Below are 21,941 nucleotides of genomic sequence, written 5' to 3' on the forward strand. Positions count from 1 at the left end.
CGATGGACCGGGGCCTTTTTGGAACTGGACCATGCTGAACATTCTATCGTCTATCTTCGGGCCGCACCGGGCGGTTTCGATTTACGCTTTCGCAAAAACAAAGGGACTGGCCATTCTGGGCGGCGTGGCCGTTATCGCCGTAGCTGCCGGTCTGCTGCTGTTCAGCGGCGATGGGAAACACGAACACGAAGCGTTTCTGACCGTTCCCGTGCTGTCGGCCACACCGATCAATGGTGATCTCAAGAACGGGGTCATCGCGTCGGTTCGATTGCCGGACGGATCGGCAACTTCAATCACCGCGACCGAGGCGCCGATCGCGCGCAGTGTCGGAACCACGGCCTGTGTGGAAAAACGGGTTTACGTGGACAGCGGCGAACCGCGCTATCGGTTCAAATTGCCAAGCAACTGCGGCGCAAGCTGATTTGCAGAACCGCCCGGAGAATACTCCGGGCGGTTTTCTTCTTACAAAAGCTGGAACAGGATCCCGGCTGCAATAGCTCCGCTGATCCCAAGCCCGATGTAGGCTGCGAACACACGGGGTTTGACCAGAGACCAGACAGCCGCCATGGCCGGAATGGAACTGACGGCCCCGGCGATCATGAACGACATCGCGGCGCCCGCGCTCATCCCCTGCTCCATCAGGCCGGCCAGAAGCGGCGGCGCGACATACGAATTCAGGTAGGCCGGCATCCCGACAAAGGCGGCGATCACGATCGGCAAGGCACCCTCGCCACCGACCAGCCGCGCGATCAGATCAGCCGGAACATAGCTGACCAGCAGCGCCTCGAGCACATAGGCCAGAGCGAGCCACTTCAGCAGGAACAGGCCGTTCTGCACGAATTCCCGACGGAACCGGACGCGGCGTTCAGGCTCTTGCCAAAAGCGCCAAAGCAGCGTGTCTTTCTTCGGACCGCAGCCACAGCATCCGGCCGGTTCATAGTGGCGCAGAGGTTGGGCAAAGGCACCCTGACGCATGAGAAAACGCACCGCGAACCCGCCGAACAATCCCAGTGCCACGGCTGCAACGGCTTTGCCGATCGCAAACGGCCAGCCCAATGCGCCCGCCGTAATCAAAAGCGTGGGCGGGTCAATCAACGGCGAGCTTAGCCAGAAGGCCATCACCGCTGACAAGGGCGCACCCAACGCAAGCAGGCCCGCGATGAACGGAATCACCTCGCAAGAGCAGAACGGAGCCAACCCGCCAAACAATGCGGCCAGCAGGATCATCCGGGTTTCGCGGCCCTCGAAGGCCCGGGCAACCATAGTCTCGGCCCCGCTGGCCTTGAGGTAGGACAGCAACAGCACTGCAAACAGGATGTACTGACCGGTGTGCACCAGAGCCTTGGCTGCAAAAGTCGTGACGTTCACCCAATTGCCTGGGTCCAGAATGGCCACAAGCACAAGGATCGCCACGATCAGGGCCCAAGGTGTCTTCAGCAGACCGGACAAGGTTTGACCAACGGCCTTCGGGGATTGGGTCAATTCAGCCATCGTTGGCAACCTTTCTGGATTCATCCGCGCAGCATTCGCTGAGGATGAACTGCGCCAGTGATCTCAATTCATCGAAACATGCACGGTTGATTGTGGTCCGCCCGGATTTCTCCTGCTCGACCACGCCGCCTGCCGCCAAGAAACGCAGGTGATGAGCCAGGGTGGACGGTGCCATCCCAGTCCGGCTTTGGATTGCCCCGACCGTCAGACCCGCCTGTCCGGCCCGTACAAGGGTCTTGAGCACCTGCAATCGCGCCTCGGACCCCATCGCGGAAAACCCTGCAGCAGCTTTTTCCCACATTTGGTTATCTCCATTAAACTAGATTTCTAGTTTCTTAGTGATGAGCTATGCCCGTGTCAACCGTATGGGTAAATTTCCGTTCATCCTGAATAAGTCCAGATTGCCCTGCATTTAAGTCCAACATATAACGAGGCATGGGAATTTCGGTCGAAACCTTCTTTCTGAAACCGGGCGGTCAGGGCACTCTGCAGGCGCAGATCCAGCAGATGATTGCCGAGGGCATCCTGTCAGGCCGCTTTCATGTCGGTGAGAAACTGCCGTCGTCGCGCAAACTGGCCGCGCATCTGGGTGTCAGCCGCATCACCGTGACGCTGGCCTATACCGAGTTGCTGGCAAATGACTATCTGACGGCCAAAGGCCGGTCCGGGTACTACGTGTCGCAGAACGCGCCAGTGCCGCCGAAATACACACCGATTCAGCGCAGCGAAGAAACCGTCAACTGGGACGCCGCACTGGCCCGCCGTTTTTCCGACGGTGATTTTCTGGCCAAGCCACCGGATTGGCGGGAATACAGCTATCCGTTCATCTACGGCCAGGCCGACCGCACCCTGTTTGATCATGCGAACTGGCGCCTCTGCGCCGTTCGGGCCCTTGGCCACAAGGATTTCGACTCGCTGACCGGCGACTACGTGGATCAGGACGATCCATTGCTGATCGAGTTCATCGCTCGCCACACGTTGCCCCGCCGCGGTATCGCTGCACGGCCCGAGGAAATTCTGATCACGCTGGGCGCTCAGAACGCCCTGTGGCTGACCTCGCGCATTCTTCTGGGCCATGGGCGAATGGCTGCGATCGAGGATCCCAGCTACTACGCTCTGCACGAACTTATGCGCTGCTCGGATGCCTCGATGACACCATTGCGGGTGGACAAGGATGGGTTGCCGCCCGAGTCCATCCCGGACGGCACCGATGTGATCTACACCACGCCCAGCCACCAATGTCCGACAACTGCGACAATGCCCGTCGCCCGGCGTCACGACCTGTTGAAACGCGCCCGCGAACTGGACGCGATGATCGTCGAAGATGACTATGAGTTCGAGATGGCCTTTCTGGGTGCCCCGTCACCGGCGCTCAAGTCTTTGGACAAGGACGGGCGTGTGGTCTACGTGGGCAGCTTTTCCAAGTCGTTGTTCCCGGGGTTGCGGCTGGGGTACATGGTCGGATCCGAACCGTTCATCCGCGAGGCTCGTGCGCTGCGGTCACTCGTTTTCCGACACCCACCCGGCCATATCCAGCGAACGGCGGCCTATTTCCTGTCGCTCGGGCACTATGACGCCCAGATACGGCGTATGTCCAAGGCTCTGATGCAGCGGCGCAAGACGATCGAGGACGCGATCGAGGCGAACGGGTTGACCGTGGCCGGGCGCGGCGTCTTTGGTGGATCGTCGATGTGGATGAAGGCACCGGACCATGTCGACACGGCAGAACTGGCGAAAACGCTGCAGAATCAGAGTGTTCATATCGAGCCCGGCGCTGCGTTCTTCTCGGGCCCGGATCGGCCCAGGAACTATTACCGCCTCGGGTATTCCTCGATTTCGGCTGACCGGATACCCGCGGGAATCGAACGGGTTGCGGCCGCGATCCGGGCCTGCTGAAGCCACACTGGACCTACTCCGGCGCCGTGTCTGGCCCTAACCCAGATGCCCCCGTTGCGCCAAAACCAATGGCAAGCCAAGGCGTATCGCCTGACCGTTTCCACCATTGCTTGGAGAGCGTCCAAATGAAAATGACGACAGAAGAGGCCTTTGTTAAGGTTCTGCAGATGCACGGTATCGAACACGCGTTCGGGATCATCGGCTCGGCCATGATGCCGATCTCGGACCTGTTCCCCAAGGCCGGAATCATGTTCTGGGACTGCGCTCATGAAGGTAGCGCCGGCATGATGGCCGACGGCTACACCCGCGCCACCGGCAAGATGTCGATGATGATCGCGCAGAACGGCCCCGGCATCACCAACTTCGTCACTGCCGTCAAAACCGCCTACTGGAACCACACACCGCTGCTGCTGGTCACACCGCAGGCGGCGAACAAGACCATCGGTCAGGGTGGTTTCCAGGAAGTCGAGCAGATGAAACTGTTCGAGGACATGGTCGCGTATCAGGAAGAGGTCCGCGATCCATCCCGCGTCACCGAGGTTCTGAACCGCGTGATCATGAAGGCCAAGCGCGCCAGCGCCCCGGCCCAAATCAACATCCCGCGTGACATGTGGACTCAGGTCATTGACGTCGAACTGCCCGCGGTCGTCGATTTCGAGCGTCCCGCAGGCGGTGAAACCGCAGTCGCAAAGGCCGCCGAACTGCTGTCGAACGCCAAGAATCCCGTGATCCTGAACGGAGCGGGCGTGGTGTTGGCCAAAGGCGGCATCGAGGCCTCCAAGGCTCTGGCCGAGCGTCTGGATGCGCCGGTTTGCGTCGGCTACCAGCACAACGACGCCTTCCCCGGCAGCCATCCGCTGTTTGCCGGCCCGCTGGGCTACAACGGGTCCAAGGCAGCGATGGAGCTGATCAAGGAAGCCGACGTGGTCCTGTGCCTCGGCACGCGCCTGAACCCGTTCTCGACCCTGCCGGGCTATGGCATGGAATACTGGCCGGCTGACGCCAAGATCATCCAGGTCGACATCAACCCCGACCGGATCGGCCTGACCAAGAAGGTCTCGGTCGGTATCGTCGGCGACGCGGCCAAGGTGGCGAATGGCATCCTGGCGCAGCTGAGCGACACGGCCGGAGACGAGGGCCGCGCCGAACGCAAGGCCAAGATTGCCGAGAAGAAGTCGCGTTGGGCCCAGCAGCTCAGCAGCATGGACCACGAGGACGACGATCCAGGCACCAGCTGGAACGAACGCGCACGCGCGGCCAAGCCCGACTGGATGAGCCCCCGCATGGCATGGCGCGCCATTCAGGCCGCGCTGCCGAAAGAAGCCATCATCAGCTCGGACATCGGCAACAACTGCGCCATCGGCAACGCCTACCCGTCCTTTGAGGAAGGTCGCAAGTATCTGGCCCCCGGCCTGTTCGGACCATGCGGATATGGCCTGCCCGCCATCGTCGGCGCCAAGATCGGCTGCCCGGACGTGCCCGTAGTGGGTTTTGCCGGCGACGGCGCCTTCGGCATCGCGGTGAACGAGCTGACCGCCATCGGCCGCGAGGAATGGCCTGCCGTGACACAGATCGTGTTCCGCAACTACCAGTGGGGCGCGGAAAAGCGCAACTCGACCCTGTGGTTCGACGACAATTTCGTGGGCACCGAACTGGACACCAAAGTGTCCTATGCCGGCATAGCCCAAGCCTGCGGCCTTAAGGGTGTTGTCGCCCGCACCATGGACGAGCTGACCGCCGCTCTGAACCAGGCCATCGAAGACCAGAAAAACGGCATCACCACCCTGATCGAAGCCCTGATCAACCAGGAACTGGGTGAGCCGTTCCGCCGCGACGCTATGAAAAAGCCTGTGGCGGTGGCCGGTATTTCGGCCGACGACATGGTGCCGCAGCAGGTCTGAGCGGAAACGGAGCTGGAGCGGATGACCCTGACACCCATCGAGTTGTTGCGTCAGCAAGCTCCGGCAATCCGGCCAGTCGTTGCACTGAGCGAAGGCAGTGATCCCCGCATCGTTGCGGGGGCGCTTGCCGCCCGGTCCGCAGGGCTGTCCGACATCATCCTTGTCGGTCCGCGGACAGAAATCGAAGCCGAGTTGCTGGCGCAGGGCGCCGCATCGGGCGATGACCTTTCCATCCATGACCCGACCGAGTCGCCGCTGACCGAGGAGTTCGCGGCCGTCTACCACGATCTGCGCCGGCACAAGGGCGTGGATGCGGTGTCGGCCCGGTCCGCCGCCGAAACGCCCTTGGTCTACGCGGCCATGCTGGTCCGGACGGGCAGTGCCACGGGAACGGTCGGTGGCGCTGTCCACACGACCGGTGAGGTGGTCCGTACGGCGATTCAGGTGATCGGCCTGGCCCCGGATGCCGGATTGGTGTCCTCGTTTTTCCTGATGTACCCGCCGGATCCGGGCGGCCCTGATGCGCGCGCGATGCTGTTTTCCGATTGCGGGCTCGTGATTGATCCGACCGCATCGGAACTGGCCCTTATCGCGGCGGCCTCGGCCCAGTCGGCCCGGGCCATCCTGCGGGAACAGCCGTCGCTGGCGATGCTGAGCTTTTCGACCAAAGGCAGCGCAAGACATCCCGGTGTCGACAAGGTTACCGAGGCAACGCGCCTTTTGCGCGAACAGCATCCCGAGCTGCATGTCGACGGCGAGCTGCAATTCGACGCGGCTTTCCACCCCCCCGTCGGCCAGAAAAAGGCTCCTGGATCGACTGTGGCCGGCAAGGCCAACGTCATGATCTTTCCCAATCTGGACGCGGGAAACATCAGCTACAAAATCACCCAGAGGATCGGTGGATACATGGCGATCGGTCCGGTGCTGCAGGGTCTGGCCCGACCGGCGAATGATCTGTCCCGGGGCTGCAGCGCCGAGGATGTAGAACAGATGATCGCCGTGACCGTGCTGCAGGCATTGGGAACATGACCATCAAATCTGGCGCCATCGTCAGAACAGTATTCTAAATCCGGGCTGAAAGTGACAAGTTCGTCCCGACGCAAACGACTGGATCCGCAAATGACCCATCAGCAGCCAATCCTCGACACGTCCCCCAAGGTCTCGGACGAGGTTCGCAAGACAACCTGCTACATGTGTGCCTGCCGGTGCGGGATCAACGTCCACATGAAGGATGGCAAGGTCGCATATATCGAGGGCAACCGTGACCACCCGGTGAACAAGGGTGTTCTGTGCGCCAAGGGCAGTGCGGGCATCATGCAGGTCAACGCCCCGTCACGCCTGCGCGCTCCGCTCAAGCGGGTGGGTCCGCGCGGGTCGGGTGAGTTCGAGGAAATCAGCTGGGACGAAGCGTTGGACATCGCCGTCGGCTGGCTCAAGCCGCTGCGCGAGGACAACCCCGAGAAACTGGCCTTTTTCACCGGCCGCGACCAGTCGCAGTCCTTCACCAGCTTCTGGGCCCAGAATTTCGGCACCTGCAACTATGCGGCCCATGGCGGTTTCTGCTCGGTCAACATGGCGGCCGGCGGCATCTACACGATGGGCGGCGCGTTCTGGGAATTCGGCCAGCCCGATTGGGACCGCACCAAGCTGTTCATGCTGTTCGGCGTGGCCGAGGACCATGACAGCAACCCGATCAAGATGGGCATCGGCAAGATCAAGGCGCGCGGTGCCCGCGTGATCGGGGTGAACCCGATCCGCACCGGCTACAACGCAGTGGCCGATGACTGGGTCGGCATCACGCCCGGCACCGACGGTCTGTTCATCCTGTCGCTGATCCATGTGTTGATGAAGGCCGGCAAGATCGACCTGGATTACCTGAGCCGCTATACCAACGCCCCTGTCCTGGTGAATGCCGCCGAAGGCCCTGAAAAGGGCCTGTTTCTGCGGGACGCTGACGGCAAGCCGCTGGTGATCGACCGGGTCACCGGGCAACCGACGGCTTTCGACAAACCGGGCGTCCGGCCTGACCTGACCGCCACCTATGACAAGGATGGCGTCACCCACCGGCCCGTCTTCCACCTGATGGCGGAAAAATACCTCAGCGACGAATTTGCCCCCGACGCGGTGGCCGAGGAATGCGGCGTACCCGCCAGCCGCATCCGCGCCATCGCTGGCGAGCTGGCGCGCGTCGCCTTTGACGAAGCGTTCGAGCTGGACCAGGAATGGACCGATTTCCGCGGCGAAAAGCACAACAAGATGATCGGCCGCCCGGTGGCCATGCACGCGATGCGCGGCGTTTCGGCCCATGCCAACGGGTTTCAGACCTGCCGTGCGCTGCACGTGCTGCAGATCCTGCTTGGCACGGTCGAAGTCCCGGGTGGGTTCCGCTTCAAGCCGCCCTATCCGAAGCCAGTCGAAGCGCACCCGACCCCCCATTGCAAGGTCACGCCAAACTCGCCCCTGGACGGCCCGCATCTGGGTTTCGTGCGCGGCCCCGAAGATCTGGCCCTGAAGGCCGATGGCAGCCCGGCGCGCATCGACAAGGCCTTTACCTGGGAAAACCCGATGTCCAGCCACGGGCTGATGCACATGGTGATCTCGAACGCTCACGCGGGCGATCCCTACAAGATCGACACGCTGTTCATGTACATGGCCAACATGTCCTGGAACTCGACCATGAACACCAAGGGCGTGATCGAGATGCTGACGGACAAGGATGACAACGGAGACTATGTGATCCCGCGGATCATCTACTCCGATGCCTATTCCTCGGAAATGGTGGCCTATGCCGACCTGATCCTGCCCGACACGACCTATCTGGAGCGCCATGACTGCATCTCGCTCCTCGACCGCCCGATCTGCGAGGCCGACGGAGCCGCAGATGCGATCCGCTGGCCGGTGATCGAGCCCGATAGGGATGTGCGCGGATTTCAGACGGTGCTGATCCAACTGGCCAACAAGCTGGGTCTGCCGGGTTTCACGGATGAGGACGGCTCGGCCAAATACACGGACTACGCCGACTACATGGTCAACCATCAGCGCAAGCCCGGAATCGGCCCGCTGGCTGGGTTCCGCGGCGCAGATGGCTCGCAGGTGGGTCGGGGCGACGTGAACCCGAACCAACTGGACCGATATATCGAGAATGGCGGCTTCTACCTGGAACACATTCCGGACGAGGCCCTGTTCTACAAACCCTGGAACGCCGCCTATCAGGACTGGGCAGTGGGAATGGGCCTGTATGACAGCCCGCAACCCTACCTGTTCCAGCTCTATTCCGAACCGATGCGCAAGTTCCAGCTGGCTGCAGAAGGTCATGGTGACCGCCAGCCTCCCGACCACCTGCGCGACCAGATCAGACAAAAAATGGATCCACTGCCCATTTGGTACGAAACCGACCAGACTGGAAACGAGGGCTTTACCGTCAACGCCCTGACCCAGCGCCCCATGGCGATGTATCACAGCTGGGGCACCCAGAATGCCTGGTTGCGGCAACTGCACGGGCGCAACCCGCTTTATGTTCCCACCAAGCTGATGCGCGAACACGGACTGAAGGACGGGGATTGGGCCAAAGTCAGTTCTCCGCACGGAGAAATCACTGTTCCGGTGATGGAAATGGCGGCGTTGAACGACAACACCGTCTGGACATGGAACGCCATCGGCAAACGCAAAGGGGCATGGGCGTTGCGGCCCGACGCACCCGAGGCGACCAAGGGCTTTCTGCTCAACCATCTAATCCACGAACTGCTGCCGCCCAAGGGCGACGGTCTGCGCTGGGCCAATTCCGACCCGATCACGGGACAGGCCGCGTGGTTTGACCTCAAGGTCAAGATCGAAAAAGCCGAAGCATCGGCAGACGCCCAAAGCCAACCGGAATTCCCGCCGATCAAGTCTCCGGTCGGCACCGGCCCCAAGCATCTTGCATGGAAGGTTGGCAAATGACCCAGCGCCACACTCCATTTGGCCCGCAATACTCCGGGGATGAATTGAGCCGAGTGGCTCAGGAGGGGGCTGGCCCCCTGTCGGCCCCGGCCCTCGACAAAGAGCAGACGCCATGACCCAACTTCCCCAATCCACCGAGCGAAAAATGGGCCTGGTCATTGACCTGGATACCTGCGTCGGCTGTCATGCCTGCGTGATCTCCTGCAAGGGCTGGAACACCGAGAACTACGGCGCGCCCCTGTCCGATCAGGACGCCTATGGCGCCGACCCCTCGGGCACATTCCTGAACCGGGTGCACTCCTACGAGGTTCAGCCGGCCGAAGGTGCCGCCCAGCTGATCCATTTCCCCAAATCCTGCCTGCATTGCGAGGATGCCCCCTGCGTCACCGTCTGCCCCACCGGCGCCAGTTACAAGCGGGTCGAGGACGGGATCGTGCTGGTCAACGAAAGCGACTGCATCGGCTGTGGCCTGTGCGCCTGGGCCTGCCCCTATGGCGCGCGCGAACTGGACGCCGCAGAGGGCGTCATGAAGAAATGCACCCTGTGCGTCGATCGCATCTACAACGACAACCTGCCCGAGGAAGACCGCGTTCCCGCCTGCGTGCGGACCTGCCCCGCGGGTGCCCGCCATTTCGGTGACCTGGGCGACCCCGACAGCGAGGTCAGCCAACTGGTGGCCGAGCGCGGCGGAATGGATCTGATGCCCGAAATGGGCACCAAACCGGTCAACAAATACCTGCCACCCCGCCCCAAGGATACGGTCGAAGAGCAGATCGACATCCTGGCGCCCCTGCTGGCGCCGGTCGCCGACGAGCCGAAGGGCTTCCTTGGCTGGCTGGACAAGGCATTGGAGAAGCTCTGACATGCATCCCGCACCTTCCGTCATCCTGTTCACCACCCTGTCGGGGCTGGGCTTCGGCCTGCTGTTTTTCCTGGGCCTCGGCTTTCCGAATGTCTCGGGCTGGGTGGCCTTCGTGTTCTTCGCCATCGCCTATGCGCTGTCCGTGGGTGGGCTCATGGCCTCGACCTTTCACCTCGGCCACCCCGAGCGCGCCCTCAAGGCGTTCACCCAATGGAAGACAAGCTGGCTCAGCCGCGAGGGCTGGTGCGCAGTTCTGGCCCTGTTGGTCATGGGGCTCTACGCGATCGGTGTGATCTTTCTGAACCAACGCTGGTCCGGTCTGGGTCTGATCGGTTCGCTGCTCTCATTGGCGACCGTTTTCACCACCTCGATGATCTACACGCAACTCAAGACGATCCCGCGGTGGAACCTGACGCTGACGCCCATGATGTTTCTGAGCTTCAGCGTGGCTGGCGGCGCGCTTTTGGCGGGGCAGACCGCGTTTGCGATCCCGCTGCTGTTGATCGCCGCGCTGGTTCAGATCCTGTACTGGCGTTCGGGCGATCAGGCCTTGGCCAACTCGGGAACCAATCTTGGTACGGCAACTGGTCTTGGCGACAGGGGTTCTGTCCGCGCGTTTGAACCGCCGCATACAGGAACCAACTATCTGCTGCGCGAATTTGTTCACGTTGTCGGACGCAAACACGCAGACAAGCTGCGGGCCATTTCCTTTGCCTTGGCCTTCGTGGTTCCCGTCGGTCTGTTGATCCTACCGTTCAACCACCTGGTCGGAGCGCTGGCGGTGCTGTCTCATATGGCGGGTATCGCAACTTCGCGCTGGCTGTTCTTTGCCCAGGCTGAACATGTGGTCGGGCTGTACTACGGCAAGCGCTAAGTCACCCTGCAAACAAGAAAAGGGCGGTGCCGGTTCTCCCGGACACCGCCCATTTTCTTTCGGAACGCCTCTGATCAGATCAGGCCCGCATGCTCCATCGCGGAATCAATCGCGGCCTTTGTGCTGTTTTCCAGCGTCGTCAGCGGCGACCGCACTTCTTCGGTGCAGCGTCCCAGTTTGCTGAGCGCGTATTTCGCACCCACCAGGCCCGGTTCGATGAATATGGCTTCGTGCAGCGGCATCAACCGATCCTGATACTCCAGCGCCGTCGCATAGTCGCCGGACAGGGTCGCCTGCTGGAACTGGGCACACAGCTTCGGGGCCACGTTTGCGGTGACCGAGATACAGCCGACGCCACCATGGGCGTTGAAACCCAGGGCTGTCGCGTCCTCACCCGAAAGCTGGTAGAAGTCTTTGCCGCAGGCAGCGCGCTGCTGGCTGACGCGGGCAAGATCGCCCGTGGCGTCTTTGACACCGATGATCCGAGGCAGCTGCGCCAGCGCACCCATGGTATCCGGGTTCATGTCGATGACCGAGCGACCCGGAATGTTGTAGATGATGATCGGGATATCCGCACAGTCATGCAGCGCCCGAAAATGGGACAACAAGCCTTTCTGAGTCGGCTTGTTGTAATAAGGCGTGACGACCAATGCCGCATCCGCACCCACTTTCTGTGCGAATCGCACGAACCGGATGGCCTCGACCGTGTTGTTCGACCCGGCCCCGGCAATTACCGGCACGCGCCCCGCGGCGGCCTTGACCACCTCGGCCACTACGGTTTCGTGTTCCTCGTGGCTCAGCGTCGGGCTCTCGCCGGTCGTGCCGACGGGCACCAGACCGGTCGACCCTTCGGCAATCTGCCATTCCACCAATTGTTTGAGCGTATCCAAGTCCAACTCGCCGTTGCGGAACGGGGTGACGAGAGCTGGCATCGAGCCTTTGAACATGGAACGCTCCTTGAGGTTCAATCGTGTGATGTGCGTCGCGGGCCGACACGAATTTAGGTTTCTTGAGTTGATCCCGGCGGCGCAAGGTTTATCCTGAATGGCTGTATCCTCGGTTGGTCGGGAAATGCAAGGGATGACACGGATTCTGTCGCTGATCGCGACGATGATTCTAGCTTTGACGCTTCAAACTCAGGGCGTGCGGGCCGATGCGGTATCCGATCTTCGGGCCGCAATGTCCGAAATGCGCAAAGGCGACTGGAACGCCGCCTTGCGCGTGGCCGGCACCCGCGGCTCGGTCGCGCGCGACATCATCGTGTGGCACTGGCTGCGCCAAGGGTTTGGCAGTTCGGGCGATGTTCTGGTCTTTCTGGACCGGCGGCCCGATTGGCCGGGCCTTGCCTGGCTGCGCCGCAAAAGCGAGCCGTCCTTTACCGGCGCGGACCCGGACCGGGTGCTGAAGTTCTACAAGGACAACCCGCCACAGACCGCCGAAGGAGCTCTGAACTATGCCGTGGCACTGAAGGCCAAAGGCCGGACCGGTGAGGCCGAGGCGGATATCGTCACTGCCTGGCGGACGATGCCGATGGGTTCGGGCCTGCAGCAGGACTACGTTCAGAACTTCGGGTCATTGCTGAAACCGCATCACGAGGCTCGTCTGGACCGGATGCTGTGGGATGGCCATCTGATCAGCTCGACCCAGATGCTGCCACTGGTCAGCGAAGACTACCGCAAACTGGCCGAAGCGCGGATCGCCCTGCAAAAGCGCCAACCCGGCGTGGATGGCAAGGTTGCCGCCGTTCCGAAGGCGCTTGCCGATGATCCGGGGCTGGCCTTTGACCGGTTCGTATGGCGGGACCGCAAAGAGCTGGACGACAGCGCCATTGACCTGATGCTGGCGCGCTCGACCAGCCCACAGGCGCTGGGCGAACCCGACAAGTGGGCCGAAGGGCGGCGCAGGCTGGCTCGGCTGGAAATGCGTCAGGGTGATGCGAACCGGGCCTATGCCATCGCCGCCAATCACCACATGACACCCGAGATGGGGTATGGTTATGCCGACCTTGAGTGGCTGTCGGGTTTCCTGGCGTTGCGCAAGCTGAACGACCCGGCCACAGCGGTTCGGCATTTCCAGAACTTCCTGGGGGCCGTGAAGTCTCCGATCTCGATGGGTCGGGGCGGGTATTGGCTGGGCCGGGCCTACGCTGCCACCGGAAACGCCGAGAAAGCCTATGAGGCTTATGCAATCGGCGCCGACTACCAGACCTCGTTCTATGGCCTGTTAGCTGCAGAACAGATCGGACGGCCATTTGACAGCGACTTGGCCAACCCGCGCCGGGCGCCCCATTGGAAACAGGCCGAGTTCGCCAAGTCCAGTGTGCTTGAGGCGGGGCTGCTGCTGATACGAGCTGGTGAGCCGGAATTGGGCGAACGGTTCCTGACGCACCTGGTCGAAAGCCTGGATCCGGTGCAGGCCGGCCAGCTGGGTGATCTGGCGGTCGAGTTGAAGGAGCCGCACTTGGCGGTGATGATCGCCAAACGGGCCGCGACGAATGGCGTGGTATTGCCTGCGGCGTATTACCCGGTCCATCCCGTTGCGGATATCGGATTGCCCATGGCCAAGGAAATGACCCTGGCCATCGCCCGTCGGGAAAGCGAATTCGACCCGGTTGTAATCAGCGGTGCCGGCGCGCGCGGCCTGATGCAGGTGATGCCTGCGACCGCCAAGCTGGTCGCGCAGGAACTGGGCATTCTCAGCGGCCATCAGACGGGACGTTTGACCTCGGATTGGCGATACAACGCCAAACTGGGGGCAAATTATCTGGCCGGGCTGGCTGACGAATTCAACGGCAACGTCGTGATGATGGCCGCAGGTTACAATGCCGGCCCCAATCGCCCGAAATCATGGATGGACCGCTACGGCGACCCGCGAACGGGCGCAGTGGATATCGTCGACTGGATCGAGACGATCCCATTCAACGAGACCCGCAACTATGTGATGCGGGTGACCGAAAGCCTGCCCGTCTACCGCGCAAGGCTGGGCAAACCCGCGCTGCCGATCCCCTTCTCGCAGGAGTTGGTCGGATCAACCCTGTCTGCGTTCGCGCCATAGGGTGAACAGACCCGCCGCCACCACCAGCCCCGCCCCCGCGACCACCGCGGGGCGCAGGGTCTCGTCAAAGATCGTGATGCCCAGGATTGCGCTCCACATCAGGTGGAAATAGGCAAAGGGCTGTACGGCGCTGGCCTCGGCCATCTCGTAGCACTTGATCAGCAGCCAATGCCCCAGAACACCGGTGATGCACAGCAGCCCCATCCAGAACCAATCCCGCGGTACCATCGGCTCCCAGAACCACAGGCCGATGCAGGTCATGACCAATGCTCCCACGATCCCGGTCCAGAAGAAGCTGGTTGCGGTGCTGTCCTGACGCGCGGCATAGCGGGTCAGCAGACCGTAGAACGCAAACATCAGCGCCGAGATCAGGGGGATCACTGCCCACGGATTGAAGACGCCCATGCCGGGCTGCAGAATGATCAGCACGCCAACGCATCCGACCCCGATGGCCGACCAGCGCCGCCAGCCGACCTTCTCGCCCAGCACCTGCCCGCTGAGCGCGGCGACCAGAAGAGGATAACAGATGAACACCGCCTGGCTCTCGATCAGTCCGAGAATGGTAAAGCCGTAGACGGCGACGCAGATCTCGCCGGCAAGCAGCAGGCCGCGCAGGATCTGCAGGCCCGGTTGCCTGGTCCGGGCCGCGGCCGCCAGACCGCCGGATGCACGTGCCGCCAAGGCAATCACGAAGGCCGCAAAGAACCAGTATCGCAGCATGACCACCATGTAGGTGTTGTACGTGCCAGCCAGATGACGCGAGATGCCGTCCTGCAGCGCAAACACGATCGTGGCCGCGATCATCAGCGCAATACCCGCCCGCACGTTGTTTGTCTGGGTCATGCCTTGGTCGCCCGCGTCATGTGCCGTTTGCGGCCGTATCCCGGCGCGCGGGATACCGAAAACCCGGCATCCTGCAACCCACGCCGCACGAACCCGGCTGCGGTATAGGTGGCAGCCGTCCCTTCGGGCGCGGTATGGGTCGCCACTTGCCGCATCAGTTCCGGCTGCCACAGCTCGGGGTTCTTGGCGGGCGAGAACCCATCCAGGAACCAGGCATCGGCAAGCCCGTCCCAAAGGGGCAGGGTCTGGCGGGCATCACCTTCGATCACGGTCAGACGCAGCGTGTCCAAATCACAGCCGCCACCCTGCCATCGGTCAAGGAACCGGTCGGCCCAAGGCGCCAGCTCGGGAAAGGCCGCAAGCGCGCGTTTCATGTCGGCAGGGGCCATTGGAAAGGCTTCGAAACTGGTGAACGTCAGCGGACCCGATTGTCCGGACTTCTCCCATTCCGACCAAGCGGTCAGCATGTTCAGTCCGGTTCCGAATCCCAGCTCGGCGATGTGAAAGCCGGGGGCAAAGCGCGCGGGCAGATCGTTGCCCAGCAAAAAGACATGACGGGTCTCCTCCAGCCCGTTCTGAAGGCTGAAATAGGGGTCGTCGAAACGATCAGAAACAGGGACTGTCTCATCCCTCCACGACAATTTGGCGCGCTGGTCTGCCATCGGGAATTCCTGTAGCTAAGCGGCGCGACACTGAACAAGGAAAAGGGGATTGGCAATGGTCGATGTGACGATCCGCGGGGCTGGTATATTTGGCCTGTCCATCGCATGGACCTGTGCGCGACGTGGCGCCAAGGTTCGGGTCGTCGATCCCTACGGCGCTGGTTCAGGGTCCAGCGGCGGGCTGGTGGGTGCCCTTGCCCCGCACGTTCCGGAAAACTGGAACGACAAGAAAGCATTCCAATTCGAAAGCCTGCTGATGGCCGAACCGTTCTGGCGACAGGTTGAAGCCACCGGCGGCGTTTCGCCCGGCTATGCGCGTCTGGGGAGGATCCAGCCCATCAACGACCAAAAGAGCCTCAACCTTGCACATCAGCGTGCGACCTCGGCCCGCGACCTGTGGCAGGGCCGGGCTGAATGGACCGTGGTCGAGGCGCGCTCGGTCGGATCATGGTGCCCGCCCAGCGCAACGGGATTCGTCATCCACGATACGTTGAGTGCACGCATGCATCCACGCCGGGCCTGCGCAGCGCTGGTGGCCGCGCTGGCCGTTATGGGGGTTGAAGTCGTGCCCGAAGCCCCGGACACCGGGGCAGTCATTCATGCGACCGGGGTGTCCGGCCTGTTGGAGCTGTCCGATGCTGTCGGCAAGACGGTCGGAAACGGGGTCAAGGGACAGGCGGCACTGCTGCGGTTCGACGCGGGCCAGGTGCCGCAACTGTTCGCGGATTCGATCCATTTCGTGCCCCACGCCGACGGGACACTGGCCATCGGCTCGACATCCGAGCGGGACTATGACGACCCGACCGGCACCGATGCTGCCCTCGATGATGTGATCCAGCGCGCGTTACAGGCGGTTCCTGTTCTACACGGCGCGGAAGTGATCGAGCGTTGGGCCGGAGTCCGCCCCCGCAGCAAGAGCCGAGCGCCGATGCTGGGCGCACACCCGCTGCACAAGGGTCAGTTCATTGCCAATGGCGGCTTCAAGATCGGGTTCGGCATGGCCCCAAAGGTGGCCGAGGTCATGGCAGACCTTGTACTGGACGGACAGGATTCGATCCCCGAAGGCTTCCGCCCCGAGGCGTCACTGTGACCGTGGAAGGGCCACGGCCTGCATGCACTGCCGCCCGTCCGGACCGCGGACCCATAAATCGTTCCCGTTTCGGCACAGCGTGGCAGGCTCGAAATGCATCAGCGGAGAGGACGCGCGAAAGGAAAACTCGGCCAGCGACCCCATGAGATCGGTGGCGAGCAGCATCAGATGCTGCGCCAGAAGCGGTCCATGGACCACCAGTCCGGCATAGCCTTCGACATCGCGGGCATAGTCAAGGTCATAGTGGATGCGGTGGCCATTGAAAGTCAGCGCCGAGTACCGAAACAGCAGCGCGGTGTCGAACTCGACCTGGCGCAGGTCTGTTTCGTCCGTCCGGGCAACCGGGGCCTCTGGTTTCGGTGCATCGGCCGAGGGGTCCTCGCGATAGACAAGGTCCTGCCATTCGGTCAGGCACAGCGTGTCGTCCTGCCAGATTTCGTGCTTTAGGGTCACAAACCCCAAGGGCCCAGTCCGTCCGGTCTTGGTGCTCACATTGCTCAAGGTCGAGCGGCGTTCCGCTGGTGTGCCAGCGATCAGCGGAGCGGCGAACCGCAGTCGCCCACCGGCCCACATCCGACGCGGAAGACCGAGGTCGGGGACCAGCCCTCCGCCCACCGCTGGATGTCCGTCGCGACCCAAACCTTCGGGCGGGCGCGGTGACCAGAAATACAGCTGGTGAAAGAACGGCGGCAGCGACGTGCCCATGCCGATCGAAGGTGCCTGCCCCAACGCCACCTGAAACGCCGCCGCCCGGGCAGGGTCCATCACGTCGTGCTGAATTTCCGAGGAAACTTGATCCGTCATGGCCGCACCCTAAGCAGGCTCGGCCAGCCCGACAAGGCTCAGAAACCTGCTTCGGCCCGCAGCTTCTCCATCAACTGGCCCAGCGTCCGTTCGTACCGGTCGCTGCGCAGCCGACCTGCATCGTCGAACTCGTTCGAGCTGTCGGCCAGATGAATTTCGGGGCCCTCCAGGATGCGCGGCTGAAACGGCACCATGAAAGACCGCAGGATCATCTGCGCCCGTTCGCCTCCGGCCCGGCCCGCCGCCGCGGACATCACAGCAACCGGTTTGTCGGCCCAGGGATTGCCCTTGGTCCGGCTGACCCAGTCCAGCGCGTTTTTCAGAACGCCTGACGGCCCCTTGTTGTATTCCGGAGTGGAAAGGACCACCGCATGGGCACCGGCGATCTGGTCCGCCAGGATCTGAACTTCGGCCGGGATCCCGTCGGCCTCCTCAGCATCTCCATCATAGAGTGGCAGGTTCAGATCAGCTTCGATGAACGTTCCCGCGCCGAACAGGCGCGCCGCTTCACGGATCAGGCGTCGATTGGTGGCGTTCTGCCGCAACGAGCCGGACAGGCCCAGAAGGATCGGTTCGGACATCAGGATATCTCCGTCATGTGTTTCGGCTGCAGTTTAGTCATCCCGACCGCAAACCATAGCCCGCCTGACGCGCAGTCAATGTGCAAAAAAGAAAGGGGCCGCTTGCGGCGGCCCCCGGCGGTTGGCAGTTGATCGGCTCAGGCGTTGCCGCTGGGCACGATCACGATCTCGACCCGGCGGTTCTGCGCCTTGCCCTCAGGCGTCAGGTTCGAGGCGATCGGTTGGTTTTCACCACGACCGATCGTGGCGATGCGCGCATAGCTGACGCCATTGGCCTGCAGAACATCCGCCACCGCATTGGCGCGGCGTTCGGACAGGATCTGATTGTAGCCGGCTTCACCATCGCTGTCGGTATGCCCGATGATCTGTACGTTCGAGTTGGGATAGTTCACCAGGTTTTGCCCCACGCGGACCAGATCCGCCCTCAGCGCAGGTCGGACCGTGGCGCTGTCGGTGTCGAAGGTGATGTCATTTGGAACCGTGACGATCAGCCGGTCTCCGGCGTTGACGATCGTGATACCGTCATTGGCCAGTTGCTGACGCAGTTCGGCTGCCTGCCGGTCCAACTGGTTGCCGATCAATCCGCCACCGGCAGCACCAATGGCCGCACCGGCAACGGCACCCAGCCCAGGGTTCGAGTCATTGGCGATGGCGCCAACACCGGCGCCAATCAGACCGCCCAGCAACGCTCCCTGCTTGGCGCTCTGGTTCGGGTCGTCCTGAACCCGCAATGTACCGGGGTCGGTACAGGCCCCCAGCACAAATGCGGCGCTCAGCCCGACCGGCAGCAAGAATCTGGAAATTTTCATGGGTTCACCTTCTGCTCCTGCACCCGGTTTTCCGGGTTACGTGTTTGACGTGATTATAGCACGTCTGACACAAACAGGCTCAAGCGACAAAAACGTGAGATCGGCGAATACCCGCCGCCCCCAAGGCGCTCAGAAATCCGGCAACGCGCGAAATTTCATAGATATGCCATCCTCGGGGTGTTTGACGCGCAACTCCTCGGAATGAAGCATCAGCCTGGGGAAGTCGCGCGCCGGTCCTTCGGCATAGAACGGGTCGCCCAGGATCGGATGGCCCAGTGCCTGCATATGGACCCGCAACTGGTGCGAGCGGCCGGTTTTTGGAAACAGGCGAACGCGGGTCGTGTCCCCGTCGTACCGGACGACCCGCCAATCCGTGACTGCCGGCTTGCCGGTTTCGTGGCACACCATCTGGCGCGGCCTGTTGGGCCAATCCACGATCAACGGCAAGTCCACCGTGCCGGTCTTTGGTTCCACCCGGCCCCATACACGGGCGACGTAGGTTTTTCGTGTCTGCCGGTTTTCGAATTGCTGTCCCAGATATCGTTGGGCGTGCGGGGTCTGGGCAAAGATCATGACGCCGGAAGTGTCCCGATCCAACCGGTGGACCAGCAAGGCCTGCGGAAATGCGGTCTGCACACGGACCAGCAAACAATCGGCCAGGTGCTCTCCGCGGCCGGGAACCGACAGCAGGCCCGCCGGCTTGTTCACCACGATAACCTGCGCATCCTCGTGCAGCACGTCCAGCGGCGTTTTGGGGGGATCATAGGTATCGCTCATGCGGGCTGCCTATCGCAGGGCGCCGCCTCTCGCAACGTCGTCCTTGCGATGAGAAGGCTTCTCGGCAACTCTCGCGCCAGGCAGAGGAGATGACATGCACCCGACGATCGAACGAATGCAGGAAGTGGTCGCCAAGGGCGACGAGGGCCTGATCCATGAATTGCTGGCCGAAGACGTGCAGTTCCTTCCGCCGACCTACTACAGCACCTGGACAGGCCGCGCCCCGGTGGCGGCGGTATTGGGTCATGTGGGGCAGGTTTTTTCCGAGTTTCGTTACCGCCGGATCATGGGCGATGGCAAAGACTGGGCATTGGAGTTTCAATGCAAGGTAGGTGAACTGGACGCTGTTGGCGTTGACCTGATCACGCTCAACGATGACGGGCTGATTCAGGCATTCGAAGTCGCCATGCGTCCCTACAAGACCGTTGGCGCCCTGCGCGAGGCCATGATGGCGCGCGTCATGAAAGACCACCGGTTCCTGGAATTTCGGAACGCTTTGAGCTGAGCCACCCGTGCCCATTGCCGCCGATCAGCTTCTGAGGGTTCCGCTGCTGCCGGTGCTGGCGGCACAGGCTCTGCTAGTTCGGCAGAGGGCCGTGCGGCTGCCCGAACCTTCTGGTGCGCGTGAGGGCCGGCAAGGCCGCGGGCCGAGACTGCGCTTGCTGATCGCCGGTGACAGCTCTGCCGCGGGCGTTGGGGCTGGAACTCAGGAACAGGCGCTGTCGGGCCAGCTGGTGAAACTGCTCGGCCGCCAGTTCAGCGTTGAGTGGCGCCTTGTTGCAACGACCGGCCACACGACCGGTGACACGATCGAAGACCTGCGCAGGATCGAAGGCCAGTTTGACACGGCTGTTACGGCCTTGGGCGTCAACGACGTCACTCGAGCCGTGTCCTGCAGCCGGTTCAAACGGCAACAGGCCGAGTTGATGCGCTTGCTCAACGTCGATCTGGGCGTGCGGACTGTGATCGTGACGGGCGTCCCGCAGATGGATCGGTTCCCGGCGCTGCCACAGCCCTTGGCATGGGTTCTGGGAAGGCAATCCGCGCGCCTTGACGAGGGGCTGAGAGAGGTGATCGCGAGCTCTCCACAGGCCCGGCATCTGCCGTTGCACCTGCCCGACGATCCGGCCCTGGCCGCTGTGGACGGCTATCACCCAAGCCCCAAAGCCTATCGCCTTTGGGCAGAGCAGGCCGCGCGAATGATCCTCGATCAGGTCTGAGCGCGCACCTGACGGATCATGGGCACTGAATAGACAACCAGTGCGGCCCAAATCAGCGGAAAGGCAATCATGCGCCCGCGGTCGATCTGCTCACCAAACAGCGTGATCGCCGTGATGAATATCATGGTCGGCGCGATGTACTGCAGGATGCCCATGGTCGAAAGTCGCACCAGCTTGGCCCCGTTGGCATAGACCAGCAGCGGAACGGCGGTCACGATACCCGCCCCGGCCAACAGCATGGTATCTGTTGCGGCGCCTCCAAAATGTCCGGTGCCCTGCACGCCCAACCAGGTCACATAAGCCAGCGCGGGAACCAGCAAAATCAAAACCTCAAGCAGGAAACCCTGGTTTGGTCCGATGGGCAACGAGCGCTTGAAGAACGCATAAAATCCCCAACTGACCATCAACCCCAGCGCCGCCCATGGCAGACGGCCGGCCTCGACCACCAGAACCAGAACGCCCAAGGCGGCAAGCCCCACGGCAATCAACTGTGTTCGGGTCAGGGACTCGCGCAGCAGGATCGCTCCCAGCGCTATGCTGAACAGCGGGTTGATGTAATACCCCAGCGCCGCGTCCAAAGCGTTGCCACTGGCGATCGCCCAGACGTAGATAGCCCAGTTCACCGAAATCAGGGCCGCCGTCAGGCATGCCATTCCCAACATGCGCGGATCACGCAGCGCCGCCTTCAGATCACCGGTTCGCCCCAGCGCGACCAGCAACAACCCGGCCACCGGCACCGACCAGATGATGCGATGCGCCACGATTTCGACGGGATCGATATGCGCCATTGCCTTCATGTAGAGCGGCAGAAAACCCCATAGGACATACGCCGTAACAGCCAGCGCAAGGCCTTTTGGCGAATCCGTGTTCTGGGCTTGGGTCGGGCGCTCGGCCATGAATGGTCTCCAGCTGATACCCCCCGTCTTTAGGCAAAGTGCTTTGCCATTGAAACTCAGAAAAGCTTGAAGACGCCCATAACGAATTGTGATGGGTCGGCAACTCCATCGTCAGGTGTGCGGCCGGCAGGGCCTTGTTTGGCTCTGCTTTATTTTCCGGCAAAATCTTGGCCAGATGGAAGCCTCGTCACGAACCCCCATCCGGCGCTATGCAACTCAATGGGAGCAACGCCCCCAACCCG

Annotated in this window: 21 protein-coding genes; 11 read left to right on the forward strand and 10 right to left on the reverse strand. The window is 62.3% G+C overall.

The genetic code is table 11. The features are described from left to right. Nucleotides 1-31 precede the first annotated feature (31 nt). Nucleotides 32-421 (forward strand): hypothetical protein, encoded by a 390-nt coding sequence (locus tag AC2FNL_RS16515; protein WP_093964306.1) that lies wholly within the window; start codon nt 32-34, stop codon nt 419-421. Between the two features lie 41 nt (nt 422-462). Here AC2FNL_RS16515 and AC2FNL_RS16520 read toward each other — a convergent pair whose 3' ends face one another. Continuing rightward, nucleotides 463-1,491, reverse strand: a complete 1,029-nt coding sequence (locus AC2FNL_RS16520) for a permease (protein WP_093964305.1) — start codon at nt 1,489-1,491, stop codon at nt 463-465. Further along, the gene (locus tag AC2FNL_RS16525) at nt 1,484-1,792 is read right to left on the reverse strand and encodes an ArsR/SmtB family transcription factor (RefSeq protein WP_496834353.1); all 309 of its coding nucleotides are present in this window, start codon (nt 1,790-1,792) and stop codon (nt 1,484-1,486) included. The genes AC2FNL_RS16520 and AC2FNL_RS16525 overlap by 8 nt, the downstream gene beginning before the upstream one ends. A gap of 134 nt (nt 1,793-1,926) precedes the next feature. On the opposite strand from AC2FNL_RS16525, the gene pdxR reads away from it, so the two are divergent. From pdxR to AC2FNL_RS16555, 6 genes are all read left to right on the forward strand, one after another. Further along, entirely contained in the window at nt 1,927-3,387 is a 1,461-nt protein-coding gene (gene pdxR / locus AC2FNL_RS16530; protein ID WP_496834354.1) for a MocR-like pyridoxine biosynthesis transcription factor PdxR, read from the forward strand. A gap of 125 nt (nt 3,388-3,512) precedes the next feature. Then, nucleotides 3,513-5,288 carry a sulfoacetaldehyde acetyltransferase gene (gene xsc / locus AC2FNL_RS16535; RefSeq protein ID WP_093964302.1) on the forward strand — a complete coding sequence of 592 codons (1,776 nt, stop codon included), beginning with the start codon at nt 3,513-3,515 and terminating at the stop codon, nt 5,286-5,288. Between the two features lie 21 nt (nt 5,289-5,309). Beyond that, nucleotides 5,310-6,317, forward strand: a complete 1,008-nt coding sequence (gene pta, locus AC2FNL_RS16540; RefSeq protein ID WP_496834355.1) for a phosphate acetyltransferase — start codon at nt 5,310-5,312, stop codon at nt 6,315-6,317. A gap of 90 nt (nt 6,318-6,407) precedes the next feature. Then, nucleotides 6,408-9,227, forward strand: a complete 2,820-nt coding sequence (locus AC2FNL_RS16545; RefSeq protein ID WP_496834357.1) for a molybdopterin oxidoreductase family protein — start codon at nt 6,408-6,410, stop codon at nt 9,225-9,227. Nucleotides 9,228-9,339: 112 nt separating this feature from the next. Continuing rightward, a complete protein-coding gene (locus tag AC2FNL_RS16550; RefSeq protein WP_093964299.1) occupies nt 9,340-10,089 on the forward strand; it encodes a 4Fe-4S dicluster domain-containing protein in 750 nt (249 codons plus the stop codon). A 1-nt stretch (nt 10,090) separates the two neighbouring features. Then, nucleotides 10,091-10,963: a dimethyl sulfoxide reductase anchor subunit family protein gene (locus tag AC2FNL_RS16555; protein ID WP_496834359.1), complete on the forward strand. Its 873-nt coding sequence runs from the start codon at nt 10,091-10,093 to the stop codon at nt 10,961-10,963. A 74-nt stretch (nt 10,964-11,037) separates the two neighbouring features. On the opposite strand, the gene dapA is transcribed toward AC2FNL_RS16555, so the two are convergent. Then, nucleotides 11,038-11,910 (reverse strand): 4-hydroxy-tetrahydrodipicolinate synthase, encoded by an 873-nt coding sequence (gene dapA, locus AC2FNL_RS16560; RefSeq protein ID WP_496834360.1) that lies wholly within the window; start codon nt 11,908-11,910, stop codon nt 11,038-11,040. Nucleotides 11,911-12,043: 133 nt separating this feature from the next. Between dapA and AC2FNL_RS16565 the strand changes: the two genes are divergently transcribed. Beyond that, nucleotides 12,044-14,017 (forward strand): lytic transglycosylase domain-containing protein, encoded by a 1,974-nt coding sequence (locus tag AC2FNL_RS16565; RefSeq protein ID WP_170341362.1) that lies wholly within the window; start codon nt 12,044-12,046, stop codon nt 14,015-14,017. Here the strand turns inward: AC2FNL_RS16565 and AC2FNL_RS16570 are convergent. Both AC2FNL_RS16570 and mnmC2 read right to left on the reverse strand, forming a co-directional pair. Next, on the reverse strand, nt 13,991-14,860 hold the full coding sequence (locus tag AC2FNL_RS16570) for a DMT family transporter (protein WP_496834361.1): 870 nt from the start codon (nt 14,858-14,860) through the stop codon (nt 13,991-13,993). The two genes, AC2FNL_RS16565 and AC2FNL_RS16570, sit on opposite strands and share 27 nt — an antisense overlap. Beyond that, nucleotides 14,857-15,522 carry a tRNA (5-methylaminomethyl-2-thiouridine)(34)-methyltransferase MnmC2 gene (gene mnmC2, locus AC2FNL_RS16575; RefSeq protein WP_496834363.1) on the reverse strand — a complete coding sequence of 222 codons (666 nt, stop codon included), beginning with the start codon at nt 15,520-15,522 and terminating at the stop codon, nt 14,857-14,859. The genes AC2FNL_RS16570 and mnmC2 overlap by 4 nt, the downstream gene beginning before the upstream one ends. A gap of 55 nt (nt 15,523-15,577) precedes the next feature. Here mnmC2 and AC2FNL_RS16580 point away from each other — a divergent pair, with 55 nt between their 5' ends. Beyond that, the gene (locus tag AC2FNL_RS16580) at nt 15,578-16,612 is read left to right on the forward strand and encodes an NAD(P)/FAD-dependent oxidoreductase (protein WP_496834364.1); all 1,035 of its coding nucleotides are present in this window, start codon (nt 15,578-15,580) and stop codon (nt 16,610-16,612) included. On the opposite strand, the gene AC2FNL_RS16585 is transcribed toward AC2FNL_RS16580, so the two are convergent. The 4 genes from AC2FNL_RS16585 to AC2FNL_RS16600 all read right to left on the reverse strand — a co-directional run bounded on the left by AC2FNL_RS16585 (nt 16,604) and on the right by AC2FNL_RS16600 (nt 19,583). After that, the gene (locus AC2FNL_RS16585; protein WP_496834366.1) at nt 16,604-17,416 is read right to left on the reverse strand and encodes an HTD2 family dehydratase; all 813 of its coding nucleotides are present in this window, start codon (nt 17,414-17,416) and stop codon (nt 16,604-16,606) included. The two genes, AC2FNL_RS16580 and AC2FNL_RS16585, sit on opposite strands and share 9 nt — an antisense overlap. Nucleotides 17,417-17,454: 38 nt before the next feature. Next, a complete protein-coding gene (locus tag AC2FNL_RS16590) occupies nt 17,455-17,997 on the reverse strand; it encodes an NADPH-dependent FMN reductase (RefSeq protein ID WP_496834367.1) in 543 nt (180 codons plus the stop codon). A 137-nt stretch (nt 17,998-18,134) separates the two neighbouring features. After that, nucleotides 18,135-18,806: a YiaD family glycine zipper/OmpA-like lipoprotein gene (locus tag AC2FNL_RS16595; RefSeq protein ID WP_093964290.1), complete on the reverse strand. Its 672-nt coding sequence runs from the start codon at nt 18,804-18,806 to the stop codon at nt 18,135-18,137. 129 nt (nt 18,807-18,935) lie between these two features. Continuing rightward, complete coding sequence (locus tag AC2FNL_RS16600) at nt 18,936-19,583, reverse strand: RluA family pseudouridine synthase (RefSeq protein ID WP_170529722.1); 648 nt, start codon at nt 19,581-19,583, stop codon at nt 18,936-18,938. 94 nt (nt 19,584-19,677) lie between these two features. On the opposite strand from AC2FNL_RS16600, the gene AC2FNL_RS16605 reads away from it, so the two are divergent. Together AC2FNL_RS16605 and AC2FNL_RS16610 are read left to right on the forward strand one after the other, a co-directional pair. Continuing rightward, nucleotides 19,678-20,088, forward strand: coding sequence for a nuclear transport factor 2 family protein (locus tag AC2FNL_RS16605; RefSeq protein WP_496834368.1), 411 nt, complete (start codon nt 19,678-19,680; stop codon nt 20,086-20,088). Between the two features lie 7 nt (nt 20,089-20,095). Continuing rightward, on the forward strand, nt 20,096-20,803 hold the full coding sequence (locus AC2FNL_RS16610) for an SGNH/GDSL hydrolase family protein (protein WP_496834369.1): 708 nt from the start codon (nt 20,096-20,098) through the stop codon (nt 20,801-20,803). Here the strand turns inward: AC2FNL_RS16610 and rarD are convergent. Beyond that, nucleotides 20,794-21,699: an EamA family transporter RarD gene (gene rarD / locus AC2FNL_RS16615; protein WP_496834370.1), complete on the reverse strand. Its 906-nt coding sequence runs from the start codon at nt 21,697-21,699 to the stop codon at nt 20,794-20,796. The two genes, AC2FNL_RS16610 and rarD, sit on opposite strands and share 10 nt — an antisense overlap. Between the last annotated feature and the right edge of the window lie 242 nt (nt 21,700-21,941).

This window comes from Ruegeria sp. CRTD044 (genome assembly GCF_059613485.1).